This is a genomic window from Bacillus sp. FSL K6-0268 (assembly GCF_038005425.1).
GTDB classification, from domain to species: Bacteria; Bacillota; Bacilli; order Bacillales; family Bacillaceae_G; genus Bacillus_A; species Bacillus_A thuringiensis_S.
This window is the reverse complement of sequence record NZ_JBBOTF010000001.1, coordinates 1,055,450-1,069,925: the sequence shown is the minus strand read 5'-3', so window position 1 is coordinate 1,069,925 and position 14,476 is coordinate 1,055,450. Positions and strand designations below refer to the sequence as shown.

Below are 14,476 nucleotides of genomic sequence, written 5' to 3'. Positions count from 1 at the left end.
CAGAAAGGGAAGGATAGCATGATTAAAACAAATGAAATTAAGCAAAAAGATGCATTATTAGAAGAGATTACCGATTATGTATTAAATAAAGAGGTTACTAGTGCAGAAGCATTCAGTACAGCTCGTTACGTATTACTTGATACACTTGGATGTGGAATTTTAGCACTGCAATATCCAGAATGTACGAAATTACTAGGACCAGTTGTGCCAGGAACAATCGTGCCAAATGGTACACGTGTACCAGGTACGTCTTATGTACTAGATCCAGTAAAAGGTGCATTTAATATCGGATGTATGATCCGTTGGTTAGACTATAACGATACTTGGCTTGCAGCAGAGTGGGGACATCCATCTGATAACCTAGGCGGAATTTTAGCGGTTGCAGATTATATTAGCCGTGTTCGTATTTCAGAAGGAAAAGAAGCTTTAAAAGTACGTGAAGTATTAGAAATGATGATTAAAGCACATGAGATTCAAGGCGTGCTCGCTTTAGAAAACAGCTTAAACAGAGTTGGTCTTGACCATGTATTATATGTAAAAGTAGCAACAACTGCAGTAGTTGCGAAAATGCTTGGCGGAACACGTGAAGAAATCTTTAATGCATTATCACATGCGTGGATTGATAATTCTAGTCTTCGTACATATCGTCATGCTCCAAATACGGGCTCACGTAAATCATGGGCTGCAGGTGACGCAACGAGCCGCGGTGTTCATCTTGCAATGACTGCTCTAAAAGGTGAAATGGGTTATCCAACGGCCCTATCTGCACCAGGATGGGGATTCCAAGATGTATTATTCAATAAACAGGAATTAAAATTAGCAAGACCACTAGAGTCATATGTAATGGAAAATGTATTATTTAAAGTGTCATATCCAGCAGAATTCCATGCACAAACGGCTGCAGAATGTGCAGTGAAGTTGCATCCGGAAATTAAAGAGAGATTAGATGAAATTGACCGTATTACAATTACAACTCATGAATCAGCAATTCGTATTATTGATAAAGAAGGTCCATTAAATAACCCAGCTGATCGTGATCATTGCTTACAATACATTACGGCAATTGGTTTATTAAAAGGAGATATCGTTGCAGACGATTATGAAGATGCAGTAGCAAACGATCCACGTGTAGATGAATTACGTAATAAGATGGTTGTTGTTGAAAACAAACAGTACAGTTTAGATTACCTTGACCCGAACAAGCGCTCAATCGCCAACGCTGTTCAAGTTCACTTTAAAGATGGCACAGTAACAGAAAATGTGGAATGTGAATATCCACTTGGTCACCGTTTCCGTAGAGACGAAGCAATCCCAAAAGTTGTTCAAAAGTTCACTGCAAATATGGCAGGTCATTATTCTAGTAAGCAACAAGAACAAATTCATGAAGTTTGTTTAAATGAAGAAAAACTAGAAAATATGAATGTAAACGAATTTGTAGATCTATTCTTAATTTAATAATAGGGGGAATTTAGAATGGCTTGGGTTGTGAAAAAGCAGTCAACACAAGAGGAGCTTGCGAATCGATTCCGAGCTTTAGTAGAAGCAAATGAAATTTTGCAAATTCCAGGTGCTCATGATGCAATGGCGGCTTTAGTTGCAAAAAATACAGGTTTTTCAGCTCTTTATTTATCCGGAGCTGCTTATACTGCAAGTAAAGGGTTACCAGATTTAGGTATCGTGACGTCTACTGAAGTGGCTGAGAGAGCAAGAGATTTAGCAAGAGCTACAGACTTACCTGTTCTTGTTGACATTGATACAGGATTTGGTGGTGTACTAAATGTAGCGAGAACAGCTGTAGAAATGATGGAAGCGAAAGTAGCAGCTGTCCAAATTGAAGATCAGCAATTACCAAAAAAATGTGGACATTTAAATGGTAAGAAACTTGTTACTACAGAAGAATTGGTTCAAAAAATTAAAGCAATTAAAGAAGTTGCACCGAGCTTATACATTGTAGCACGTACTGATGCTCGCGGCGTTGAAGGATTAGATGAAGCAATTGAAAGAGCAAATGCATATGTAAAAGCCGGTGCAGATGCAATTTTCCCTGAAGCGCTTCAATCAGAGGAAGAATTCCGTCTATTTAATAGTAAGGTAAATGCACCTTTACTTGCGAATATGACTGAATTCGGAAAAACTCCATATTATAGTGCAGAGGAATTTGCGAATATGGGCTTTCAAATGGTTATTTATCCTGTAACTTCACTTCGCGTTGCAGCGAAAGCGTATGAAAATGTGTTTACTTTGATTAAAGAAACAGGTTCTCAAAAAGATGCACTTTCTAATATGCAAACGAGAAGTGAATTATACGAAACAATTTCATATCATGACTTTGAAGAGTTAGATACTGGTATTGCAAAAACAGTATTATCAGAAGATCAATAGATAAAGCAGTGAAGGCGATGAAAATACATCTTTGGCAAAATAAAATGCTTGATGTGAAAAATCATCGCCTTCTATTTTCAAAAAAAGATATTCCACTCATCGTAGACGAGCATAAGCAAAAAGCTATGAAAGCCGAATGATAGGGGGATACATATGGAGAAAACGAAGTTACCATGGGATGAATTTTTTTCACTCAATAAAGATATAAATCATACTTACTTTACACCAGAAGATTTTTCAGGTGATGAAGATTTAATCGCAAAAACGACAGAACAATTCGTTAAACAAGAAATTGTTCCACAAATGGAGAATATTGAACAACATAACTATAAAGTTTCTCGTCAATTATTTGAGAAAGCTGGGGAACTTGGATTATTAGGCATTGAGGTACCAGAAGATTATGGCGGGTTCGAGTTAGGAAAGGCTGTCTCAGGTCTTGTAGCAGAGAAAATGGGTTACGCTGGTGCATTTAGCGTTTCATTTAATATACACGCTGGTGTCGGTACATTGCCTTACATATATTACGGAACGAAAGAACAGAAAGAAAAATATTTACCAAAAATCGCATCGGGAGAATGGATTGGGGCTTATGCTTTAACTGAGCCAAATGCTGGTTCGGATGCATTAAGTGCAAAAACGAGCGCAGTATTGAATGAAGAGGGAACAGCTTGGAAGTTAAATGGTGAGAAGCAATGGATTACAAATGCTCATATGGCAGATGTATACGTTGTTTTTGCGAAGACAAATAAAGGAATGACAGCATTTATTGTCGAAAGAACATGTGAAGGTGTATCCATTGGGTTAGAAGAAAAGAAAATGGGTATTAAAGGTTCTTCAACGGCGACTCTTATTTTAGAAGATGTTGTCATCCCTGTTGAAAATGTTTTAGGGGAAGTTGGGAAAGGGCATCACGTAGCTCTTAATATTCTTAACTTTGCTAGACTTAAACTTGCTTTTGGAAATATTGGAACAGCAAAACAAGCAATTGGTTTGTCGGTTCAATATGGAAAAGAGCGAAAACAGTTCCAAACGGAATTAGTAGACTTTACGATGATTCAAGAGAAAATTGCAAATATGATCATTGCTACATATGGAGCCGAAAGTGCAGCTTACCGTACAGCAGGTGTAATTGATGAAGCAATTCATGAGAGCGATGAAGATCTTATGAAAAAAATGTCTCAATTTGCAATTGAATGTGCACTAAATAAAGTAAATGCTTCTGAAACACTTGCTTATATTGTAGATGAAGCTGTACAAATTCATGGTGGTTACGGTTATATGCAAGAGTACGAGGTAGAACGATTGTATCGTGATGCTAGAATTAGTCGTATTTTTGAAGGAACGAACGAAATTAATAGATTAACAGTTGCCAAAATGTTAATGAAGCAAATCGAACAATTAGAAGATACTGAAGTAGAAAGTGATGTAGCAAATGTCGAAAGAAACCATCGTTACATTTTATTAGCGAAAAAATTGTTGAAACAATCTTTGAAAACGCTCTCTAAAACTCCAAGTCTAAAAATCGACCAAGAACAAGAATATTCACGTGTAATATCAAATATGTTGACGGACGTGTACGTCATGGAATCAGCGTTTTTACGTACGAGAAAAGCAGTAAGTAAAAATGGTGAGGAAAAAGAACGTACGAAGCAACAAATAACGGATGTTATTTGTGAAGAAGGATATCGTAAAGTAGAAGAAGCGGCGATTTCTGTACTTTCAGCGGCTGTCACAGAAGAAAAAGATAGACATGTGATTTTAGCTGAAATCCGTCAATTATTAGTACCTTTATACACGAACGTATTTATGAAGAAGAGAGAAATTGCGAAAGCTATTATAAATCGTGGGAAATATATTGTGTAAATAGGAGGAAAGCGATATGAAAAAGATTGGTTTTATCGGTTTAGGTAACATGGGTCTTCCGATGTCAAAAAATCTAGTTAAATCAGGTTACACGGTATATGGCGTGGACTTAAATAAAGAGGCAGAAGCGTCCTTTGAAAACGAAGGCGGAATTATCGGTCTATCAATCTTAAAACTAGCAGAAACATGTGATGTAGTTTTTACAAGTTTACCTTCACCTCGTGCTGTTGAAGCGGTATATTTTGGAGCAGAAGGATTATTTGAAAATGGTCACTCGAATGTAGTTTTCATTGATACAAGTACGGTATCGCCGCAGTTAAACAAACAATTAGAGGAAGCTGCAAAGGAAAAGAAAGTAGACTTTTTAGCAGCACCTGTGAGTGGTGGAGTAATCGGAGCCGAAAACCGTACATTAACGTTTATGGTTGGTGGATCAAAAGAGGTATATGAGAAAACGGAATCTATCATGGGCGTACTAGGCGCGAACATTTTCCACGTTAGTGAGCAGATTGATAGTGGTACAACTGTTAAGTTAATTAATAACTTATTAATTGGTTTTTATACAGCTGGAGTGAGTGAAGCTTTAACATTAGCGAAAAAGAACAATATGGATTTAGATAAAATGTTTGATATTTTAAATGTAAGTTACGGTCAAAGTAGAATTTATGAACGTAATTTTAAAAGTTTTATAGCACCTGAAAACTACGAGCCAGGATTTACTGTGAACTTATTGAAGAAAGATTTAGGATTTGCAGTTGACTTGGCTAAGGAAAGCGAACTCCATTTACCGGTAAGCGAAATGTTATTAAACGTATATGACGAAGCTAGTCAAGCTGGATATGGTGAAAACGATATGGCTGCTTTATATAAGAAAGTTAGCGAGCAATTAATTTCTAATCAAAAATAAATTATACAAAGGAGAGAATACAATGATTACAACTGAAATTAAACGAGTAAAAAATCACATTAACGGTGAGTGGGTTGAATCGACAGGTACGGAAGTAGAAGCAGTTCCAAATCCAGCGACTGGAAAAATTATCGCTTACGTTCCACTATCTCCAAAAGAAGATGTTGAAAAAGCTGTTGAAGCGGCAAAAGCAGCATTCGAAACGTGGTCTAAAGTACCAGTTCCGAATCGTTCAAGAAATTTATATAAATATTTACAGCTATTACAAGAAAACAAAGATGAGCTTGCGAAAATCATTACGCTAGAGAATGGTAAGACGCTAACGGATGCAACAGGTGAAGTACAGCGTGGTATTGAAGCAGTGGAACTTGCAACATCGGCACCTAATTTAATGATGGGTCAAGCGCTGCCGAATATTGCTAGTGGAATTGATGGATCAATTTGGCGCTACCCAATCGGAGTTGTTGCTGGTATTACGCCGTTTAACTTCCCAATGATGATTCCGTTATGGATGTTCCCACTTGCAATTGCTTGCGGTAATACATTCGTATTAAAAACATCGGAAAGAACGCCACTTTTAGCGGAGCGACTTGTAGAATTATTCTATGAAGCAGGTTTCCCAAAAGGCGTATTAAATTTAGTGCAAGGCGGAAAAGATGTTGTAAATAGCATTTTAGAAAATAAAGATATTCAAGCTGTTTCGTTCGTCGGTTCTGAGCCAGTAGCTCGTTACGTATATGAAACAGGTACGAAACACGGAAAACGTGTACAAGCGTTAGCGGGTGCAAAAAACCATGCGATTGTAATGCCAGATTGCAATCTTGAGAAAACAGTACAAGGTGTAATTGGATCTGCATTTGCAAGTAGTGGAGAGCGCTGCATGGCATGCTCAGTAGTAGCAGTAGTGGATGAAATTGCTGATGAATTCATTGATGTATTAGTAGCAGAAACGAAAAAATTAAAAGTAGGCGATGGCTTTAACGAAGATAACTATGTTGGACCATTAATTCGTGAATCTCATAAAGAGCGTGTTTTAGGCTATATTAATAGTGGTGTAGCAGATGGGGCAACTTTATTAGTAGATGGCCGTAAAATTAATGAAGAAGTTGGAGAAGGTTATTTTGTAGGTGCGACAATCTTTGATGGCGTGAATCAAGAAATGAAAATTTGGCAAGATGAAATTTTTGCTCCAGTATTAAGCATTGTACGTGTTAAAGATTTAGAAGAAGGTATTAAACTAACAAATCAATCTAAATTTGCAAATGGTGCGGTTATTTATACGTCAAATGGTAAACATGCACAAACATTCCGTGATAACATCGATGCTGGTATGATTGGTGTAAATGTAAATGTTCCAGCACCAATGGCATTCTTCGCATTTGCAGGAAATAAAGCTTCATTCTTTGGTGATTTAGGTACAAATGGTACAGATGGCGTTCAATTCTATACACGTAAAAAAGTTGTAACTGAGCGCTGGTTTTAATAAAGAGTAGACTGTCAAATTAGTTGTGAAATGAAAAACACCACTATTAATAGTGGTGTTTTTCGTTTTTATCAATTACTTTTTTCAAAAGCTAGTTTAACACCAAATCCAATTAGGACGATTCCTGTTAGCCCTTGAATATAACGTTGCGTTTTCGGTTTTTTCATAAAAGCACTAATTTTATCAATTAAAAATATATAAAACGCAAACCAAAAGGCGGTTAAAACGAGGTAAGTAAGGCCCATTACAAGAAGTTGAATAAATGTATTATGATTTGGATTTAAAAATTGTGGTAAAAAAGTTAAAAAGAAGACTGCTATCTTAGGATTTAATAAATTCGTTAGAAATCCTTGGCGAAAGCAAGAAGTATGTTTGTTTTCATTATTTAAAGATATATCATTTGTATCTACGCCTTCTTTATTTCTTACTGCTAAAAGGGCTTTAATACCGATATATATTAAATAGAGAGCCCCAACGTACTTGAAAATAGAAAATAAAAGAGCTGACTTTACAATAAGTGCAGAAAGACCAATTACAGCAGCTAAAGTATGAATTAATAGCGCGATACATGTACCGAACACTGTTTTTACTCCACCGACTTTACCGGCAATCAATGTATTTTTCGTAGCCATTGCTGTATCTGGACCAGGTAAAATGATAAGACAAATAGACATAATGATGAAAAGAAGATAATTTTCTATCATAGCCGTCCCTCCTTTTTATTTTTAGAATATTTGATTAAAATTAGTGTAGCACAAAAGTGGATTTAATAAAATTAAATCTTATTAAAAATCATTAAATAAAAAGGCTATATAGTAGCTGTAATTACACTACTATATAGCCTCGATTTTATCCCGCTATTTGCGGGTAGTAAGATTTCCACCGCACAAGATTTAGCTGAAGCAAAGAAGTTAGGTGGGGGATGAACAAAACACCCACGCATTACAGTTTCATTTTATGCATTAAGTAAGTTAAAGAAACGATTCACATCTTCTTCTGAAACGTCACTTAACTGTTTATATTTATAGTTCGGATTTTGATCTTTATCAACGACAACGGAGCGTACTCCTTCGAAGAAATCTTCATGTCTCATGAAATTTTTAGCAAGTATAAGGTCCGTAGCGAAGCATTCTTCAACGGATTTATCTTGTCCATCAATAAACTGTTTTAAGGTTACTTTTAGTGAAATAGGGGATTTTGATAACAGTGTTTCTTTTGTTTTTAGAGCAAAGGAACTTTCATCTTTCTCCAATGAATGGATGATTTCTTCAATTGTATCGAAAGCAAAATGTGAATTGATTGCTTCTAATGAAGGAGTCAGCTCGCTTTCTAAGTTTGGAGCAGTTGCAAATGTACGAATAACTTCTTTTAAATTAGTATGTACATCATCTTCTTTATGCCAATTTACACTTTCAAGTTCAGTAAGAAACTCTGGTAATGAATCAGATGTCATAAAGTAATCAGCAGCATTAATAAATAATACGTCAGAAGCTTTTAAAATAGATGCTGTTAAAGCAACGAAGCGTCCTGTATATCCAGGTGCTTTATTTAAGAAATATGCAGCTCCGACGTCTGGGAAGAAGCCGATATTCATCTCTGGCATTGCCCATTTCGTACGCTCAGTTACAATGCGATACTTCGCACCATTTGTAAGACCGACACCACCGCCCATTACAATTCCATCTAAACAAGCAATAATCGGTTTTGTATATTGATAAATATATGTATCAATTTCATACTCTTCTTCAAAAAAACGTTCTGCATGTTGCAATGCCACTTCATTGGAACGCGCTTCATAAAGAGTTTTAATGTCGCCGCCTGCACAAAAACCTTTTGTGCCAGCACCTTTTAACACGATAAGTGCAATACGCTCATCGTGTTCCCACTCTTTAAGTTTTTGTCCGATAGGTTGTAACATGTCATAAGATAAAGAATTAAGTGCTTTTGGACGGTTTAAAGTAATTGTTGCAACGCCGTTTTCACTAATAGAAAATAAAACGTGTTCAGTCATAATGCATCCTCCCTTACATATCTTCTTATTCTTAATTCTTGATATGTACTGAAATGTCCTTTATAAATTTTGTCAAAAGTTGACGGTAAATATTAATTTGTTCACCGCATATTTTGACGAGTTATCTTTGCAGGATTTCAGAGACTAAGGGGGAATATTACAACATTACTGTAAGTGTAATTATTTGAAGTTATAATAATAAAAGCGCTATTATATAGGTGTGAATTGTTCATTATCAATTCTAAAAAGAGTGTTTGAAGAAAAAATGAATCGTACAATTGTAATAAAAAACTTTACACTGAATTAGAAATAGAGAAAGGAGAAATCGGAATGCCAGGACCTTTACTATTGTCGGTTATTATTTTGTCTTTTTTAATGATAGGAATAACGCAGTATTTTCATCATACAGATACGACAGAAGAAGTGAAGGATAAAGTACGTCTCGTATTTCCGATTTTTATAATATCTATTTCATTCTGTATTTTATTAAATAAAGATGGGTACATTGTCGCAGTGTTCTCATTTTTCGTCGCAATCGTTTTAATTACCGTTCTATATTATGTAATGAAAGACTTTATACAAAAATAAAGATGTCACAATAGACATTTTTATTTTGGGGAAAATATAAAATTTCACATACCGTATTTTATATAAAATACATAAAACATATAACAATAGAAAAGTGTGTACTTTGCTGTGTATGTACTTGTCAATCTTGCATAGCCACTATACTATTAAAATGTAGAGATTATAAAAAGGGGTTGTATCTATCATGAAATTTGAGATGCACACAAAAATTATTTCAAATGAAAAAGAAGTAAGATTACATATTGAAGAAAATATATTTCAATTAATATTGGATGGTTATCACTTATTTACAATTCAAGAAATATTGCCTTTATATAAATCAAATGAAGAAAGAATTGGAAGTGCAACGATATTGAAGCTAGAGTGGGAGAACGGAAAAACTACAATAAACTATCAACTCGTTTCACTAAAATCAGTAAATTAAAAGGAGTAGAAAAATATGAAGTTATTTCATACAGCGGATTGGCATTTAGGTAAGCTTGTTCATGGCGTGTATATGACTGAAGACCAAAAGATTGTATTAGATCAGTTTGTACAGGCGGTTGAAGAAGAAAAACCAGATGCCGTAATTATTGCAGGGGATTTATATGACCGAGCAATTCCACCTACAGAAGCAGTAGACTTATTAAATGATGTGCTGCAAAAAATAGTTATTGAATTACAAACACCAGTTATTGCAGTAGCTGGTAATCATGATAGTCCGGATCGTATCCATTTTGGAAGTGGTTTAATGAAAAAACAGGGATTACATATTGTAGGTCAATTTCAATTCCCGTATGAACCTGTCGTACTAAATGATGAATATGGAGAGGTTCACTTCCATCTAATACCGTATGCAGACCCAAGCATAGTTAGACACGTGTTGAAAAATGAAGACGTACGTTCTCATGATGATGCGATGCGCATTTTTATGAATGAGCTCTCTGAAACGATGGATAAAGAAGCTAGACATGTATTTGTTGGACATGCATTTATAACTTCTTCAGGAGAAGCGGAGGAGAATACAAGTGATGCAGAACGACCACTTTCAATTGGTGGTGCTGAATATGTAAATAGTCATTATTTTGATAAGTTTCATTACACAGCGCTTGGACATTTACATCAAGCGCATTTTGTACGTAATGAGACGATTCGATATTCTGGTTCACCACTTGCCTATTCTATTTCTGAAGAGAAACATAAAAAAGGTTATTACATTGTAGAAATGAATGAAACCGGTGAAGTAGCAATTGAAAAAAGGTTACTTTTACCACGTCGTAAAATGCGAACAGTAGAAGCGAAAATAGATGAATTAATACAGCACCCAGTAAGTGAAGATTACGTATTTGTAAAATTATTAGACGAAAATCCTGTCTTACAGCCAATGGAGAAAATACGATCTGTATATCCAAATGCAATGCACGTTGAAAGAGCGATGCAACGGCGAGAACTCACAGATACAAATGAAGTAACTGTTTCAAGACATAAAACGGATGATTTATCTCTTTTAAAGGCTTTCTATAAAGAAATGAAAGGGTTAGATTTATCAGAAGAGAAAGAACGCCTATTTATAGATGTATTACAAACAGTGCAAGAACGGGAAGGTGAACGAGGATGAGACCGATTCAGCTTATTATGACAGCATTCGGGCCATATAAACAGAAAGAAGTAATCGATTTTGAAGATCTTGGAGAACATCGTATTTTCGCTATTTCTGGGAATACGGGAGCTGGAAAAACAACGATTTTTGATGCGATTTGTTATGTATTATATGGTGAGGCTAGCGGAGAAGAACGTAGTGATACGAGCATGCTTCGAAGTCAATTTGCTGATGATAATGTTTATACAAGTGTTGAACTAACCTTTCAGTTAAAAGGGAAACGCTATGAAATAAAACGACAACTTGGACATAAAAAACAAGGGAATAAGACTATTACAGGACATGCAGTAGAATTATATGAAGTTATTGATGGAGAAAACGTTCCAGCCGTCGATCGTTTTCATGTAACAGACGTAAACAAAAAAATGGAAGATTTAATTGGGTTAAGTAAACATCAATTTAGCCAAATTGTTATGTTACCCCAAGGGGAATTCCGAAAACTATTAACATCTGAGACGGAAAACAAAGAAGAGATTTTACGTCGTATTTTTAAAACGGATCGTTATAAATTAATGCGTGAGTTACTTGATCAAAAGAGAAAACAATGGAAAGACGTCTTGCAAGAAAAACAAAAAGAGAGAGAGCTCTATTTCCGTAATGTTTTTAAATTACCAATCCGTGATGGAGCATTATTAGAGACATTAGTGGCACAAGAACATGTAAATACGCATCAAGTAGTAGAAGCGTTAGAACAAGAAACAACCGTGTATAAGGCAGAGGTTGAGCAATTACAAGTAGAACAAGATGTTCAAACGAAGCAATTAAAGGATGCAGAAACACGTTTTCATGCAGCAAAATCTGTAAATGAGAAATTTATAGATTTACAACAAAAGAATGAGAAATATAACACTTTACAAGAGAACCGTGCAGCAATTGAAGGGAAAGAAAAATCCTTTAAACGTGCGGAACAAGCAAAACGCTTATTACCATTTGAACAATGGTATGAAGAAGCGATGCAAAATGAGCAGAAAGCTGAAAGTTTGTTAAAACAGATAATCGTCAAACAAGAACAGATAATGAATAGTTTTGAGCTTGCTCAGGAGAAGTATGAAGTAGTAAAGAATAAAGAACTTGAACGAGAAGAGGCTAAAAAACTTGTTCAAAGATTAGAAGAGTTACAAGCGATCATTGAATCATTAGCTGAGAGAAAGCTGAATTTACAAAATGCCGAAATTCAAATAGGGAAATTAAAAGAAAGTATGCAAAAGTTGGATCAACAACTAGAAGAGCATACAAGTCAAAAACAGGGAATGTCTGATGAATTGCAGCAATTAGAACAAGCACTTGAGCAATATGTAGCTAAAGTAGAAGAACTAACCAATATGCGAGAAGATGCAAAAGTTTTAAAGCAAGCATATGATGTTTGGCAAGAAAAACAAAAATTTGAGCAAGAAAAAGAAGCGGCAAATAATAAAATGCAAGTGGCAGTTCGTGCGTATGAAAACATGGAGCGCCGCTGGTTAAGTGAACAAGCTGGTATACTAGCTCTTCATTTACATGATGGTGAATCTTGTCCGGTATGTGGTAGTACGAATCACCCACAAAAAGCTACAGAGCAAAGTAATGCGATCGATGAAAAAGAGTTAAACGATTTAAGAGATAAGAAGAACATTGCTGAAAAATTAAATGTGCAAGTAGAGGAGAAATGGAATTTTTATCGACTACAATATGAACAAGTGATAGAAGAAGTTGTGAAGCGCGGCTACAACTCGGAAAAATTAGCTGAAACATATAGTGCACTTGTTCAAAAAGGAAAACAATTAGCAGCAAACGTGAATACGTTAAAAGCAAGTGAAGAAACACGTAAGCAGATTGCTGTGAACATGAAAAGCGTAGAAGAAAAAATAGAAGAACTTCAGAAACAAAAACGGGAAGTAGAAACAATGCAGCACCGTACAGAAATGGAGTGCATGCAACTTCGTACGTCATATGAACATGATAAACGAAATATTCCAGAAAACTTACAAACAGTACAAGCTTGGAAAGCACAGTTGGACCAAGCTATGCAGGAACTTAGGTTAATGGAGGACGAATGGAAGAAAGTGCAGGAAGCGTATCAGCATTGGCAAAATGAAAATATACGTATTCAAGCTGAACAGAAAGGTGCTTCTAATCAATTTGAAAGTGCAAAATTGAAGAAAGAAGAAACTTTCGCACGCTTTATGAAAGAGCTAGAACAAAGCGGGTTTACAGATCAATTCACGTATAAAGAAGCCAAATTAAGCGATGCCCAGATGGAGATGTTACAAAAAGAAATTCAAGGTTATTATTCATCTCTCGAAGTGCTTGCAAAACAAATTGAAGAGTTAAAATCAGAATTAAAAGATAAAGAGTATATGGATATTACATCTTTAGGTGAACACATAAAAGAACTAGAAATTAATCTCGATATAATTAAAGAAAAACGTCAACGTGCGCAAAATGCGGTAACATATATTTCTGATTTACATGAAAACATTAGACGTATTGACGAACAAATTCACGATGAAGAGAAAGCTTTCCAAGAACTTGTTGATCTATATGAAGTAATGAAAGGTGATAACGAAAGTCGTATATCATTTGAACGTTACATCCTAATTGAGTATTTAGAACAAATTGTTCAAATCGCAAACGAACGACTACGTAAATTATCAAATGGACAATTTTATTTAAAACGAAGTGAGCGAGTTGAAAAGAGAAACCGTCAAAGTGGATTAGGATTAGATGTGTACGATGCATACACTGGTCAAACACGTGATGTAAAAACATTATCTGGCGGAGAGAAATTTAACGCATCACTTTGCTTAGCGCTAGGAATGGCAGATGTAATTCAAGCATATGAAGGTGGTATTTCCATCGAAACGATGTTCATCGATGAAGGGTTCGGTTCATTAGATGAAGAATCATTAACGAAAGCAGTAGATGCCTTAATTGACTTACAAAAATCAGGCCGATTTATCGGTGTCATTTCACACGTACAAGAGCTGAAAAACGCAATGCCGGCTGTATTAGAAGTAACGAAGCAGAAGGATGGGTGTAGTCAGACTAGGTTTGTGGTGAAGTAAGCCTAGAAAATGGAGTAGGGAACCTACCGATACTTTTAGTGTCATATGTATGAATAATAAAACGTCGTCTCTTCATTGGAGACGACGTTTTATTTTATAAAATATCTATGAATTATCTGTAGAAGGCGGCGTATTCTCTAAACGATTATAAGTTTTAAAGGCTGAAATTGCCGAGATAACTCCGCCTACTAAAAATAAAGCGGATCCTCCAACTAAGATGATACGACTGACATATGTTTCCCGTGCTTCTTCGACTTCTTCTTGTAACGCTGTAGGCATATGAATTCCCCTTTATAAAAGTTGTTTTATAAATAGTATATACAAACGCCTAAAATGTGTTAAAATAACTGATGATTTTATGCAGTGGGTAATTAGATGAGTAGGATGCGAGTGGCTAAATAAATCTTCATCACAAATTTATGCGAACTTCACATAGAGCACATATTAACATTGTATTATGTATATGTACCAAATAAATAAATAAATAAAGTGAATGTAAGTTCTGTTTTCAAAAATTTAAAATCCTTTTATTTCTATATGAAAGTTTTAATCAAGGGTT

The 14,476-nt window shown here is 35.4% G+C and carries 13 protein-coding genes; 10 read left to right on the top strand and 3 right to left on the bottom strand.

Translation table 11 applies throughout. From position 1 onward, the window contains the following. The first annotated feature begins 18 nt into the window (after nt 1-18). From prpD to MHI28_RS05250, 6 genes are read left to right on the top strand one after another with little or no spacing between them, the layout of a single operon-like run. On the top strand, nt 19-1,455 hold the full coding sequence (gene prpD, locus MHI28_RS05275; protein ID WP_000598123.1) for a 2-methylcitrate dehydratase: 1,437 nt from the start codon (nt 19-21) through the stop codon (nt 1,453-1,455). Between the two features lie 18 nt (nt 1,456-1,473). Next, nucleotides 1,474-2,382, top strand: a complete 909-nt coding sequence (gene prpB / locus MHI28_RS05270; protein ID WP_000312637.1) for a methylisocitrate lyase — start codon at nt 1,474-1,476, stop codon at nt 2,380-2,382. Between the two features lie 17 nt (nt 2,383-2,399). Continuing rightward, on the top strand, nt 2,400-2,522 hold the full coding sequence (locus MHI28_RS05265; RefSeq protein WP_000690878.1) for a hypothetical protein: 123 nt from the start codon (nt 2,400-2,402) through the stop codon (nt 2,520-2,522). A 13-nt stretch (nt 2,523-2,535) separates the two neighbouring features. Continuing rightward, entirely contained in the window at nt 2,536-4,245 is a 1,710-nt protein-coding gene (locus tag MHI28_RS05260) for an acyl-CoA dehydrogenase family protein (RefSeq protein WP_000416004.1), read from the top strand. Nucleotides 4,246-4,261: 16 nt separating this feature from the next. Then, nucleotides 4,262-5,152, top strand: coding sequence for an NAD(P)-dependent oxidoreductase (locus MHI28_RS05255; protein WP_340827670.1), 891 nt, complete (start codon nt 4,262-4,264; stop codon nt 5,150-5,152). Between the two features lie 22 nt (nt 5,153-5,174). After that, nucleotides 5,175-6,635 (top strand): CoA-acylating methylmalonate-semialdehyde dehydrogenase, encoded by a 1,461-nt coding sequence (locus tag MHI28_RS05250; RefSeq protein ID WP_000633339.1) that lies wholly within the window; start codon nt 5,175-5,177, stop codon nt 6,633-6,635. Between the two features lie 71 nt (nt 6,636-6,706). On the opposite strand, the gene MHI28_RS05245 is transcribed toward MHI28_RS05250, so the two are convergent. Then, on the bottom strand, nt 6,707-7,339 hold the full coding sequence (locus tag MHI28_RS05245) for a LysE family translocator (protein ID WP_000572346.1): 633 nt from the start codon (nt 7,337-7,339) through the stop codon (nt 6,707-6,709). 251 nt (nt 7,340-7,590) lie between these two features. Continuing rightward, entirely contained in the window at nt 7,591-8,646 is a 1,056-nt protein-coding gene (locus MHI28_RS05240; protein WP_000134894.1) for an enoyl-CoA hydratase/isomerase family protein, read from the bottom strand. 330 nt (nt 8,647-8,976) lie between these two features. Between MHI28_RS05240 and MHI28_RS05235 the strand changes: the two genes are divergently transcribed. The 4 genes from MHI28_RS05235 to MHI28_RS05220 all read left to right on the top strand — a co-directional run bounded on the left by MHI28_RS05235 (nt 8,977) and on the right by MHI28_RS05220 (nt 13,917). After that, complete coding sequence (locus MHI28_RS05235) at nt 8,977-9,234, top strand: hypothetical protein (RefSeq protein WP_001119404.1); 258 nt, start codon at nt 8,977-8,979, stop codon at nt 9,232-9,234. A 184-nt stretch (nt 9,235-9,418) separates the two neighbouring features. Then, nucleotides 9,419-9,658, top strand: coding sequence for a DUF2584 family protein (locus MHI28_RS05230; RefSeq protein ID WP_000667344.1), 240 nt, complete (start codon nt 9,419-9,421; stop codon nt 9,656-9,658). A 15-nt stretch (nt 9,659-9,673) separates the two neighbouring features. After that, complete coding sequence (locus tag MHI28_RS05225; protein ID WP_000765155.1) at nt 9,674-10,831, top strand: exonuclease SbcCD subunit D; 1,158 nt, start codon at nt 9,674-9,676, stop codon at nt 10,829-10,831. Then, nucleotides 10,828-13,917 carry an AAA family ATPase gene (locus MHI28_RS05220; RefSeq protein WP_001247457.1) on the top strand — a complete coding sequence of 1,030 codons (3,090 nt, stop codon included), beginning with the start codon at nt 10,828-10,830 and terminating at the stop codon, nt 13,915-13,917. Before MHI28_RS05225 ends, MHI28_RS05220 begins: the two co-directional genes overlap by 4 nt. A gap of 105 nt (nt 13,918-14,022) precedes the next feature. On the opposite strand, the gene MHI28_RS05215 is transcribed toward MHI28_RS05220, so the two are convergent. After that, nucleotides 14,023-14,196 carry a hypothetical protein gene (locus MHI28_RS05215; RefSeq protein WP_001141667.1) on the bottom strand — a complete coding sequence of 58 codons (174 nt, stop codon included), beginning with the start codon at nt 14,194-14,196 and terminating at the stop codon, nt 14,023-14,025. Between the last annotated feature and the right edge of the window lie 280 nt (nt 14,197-14,476).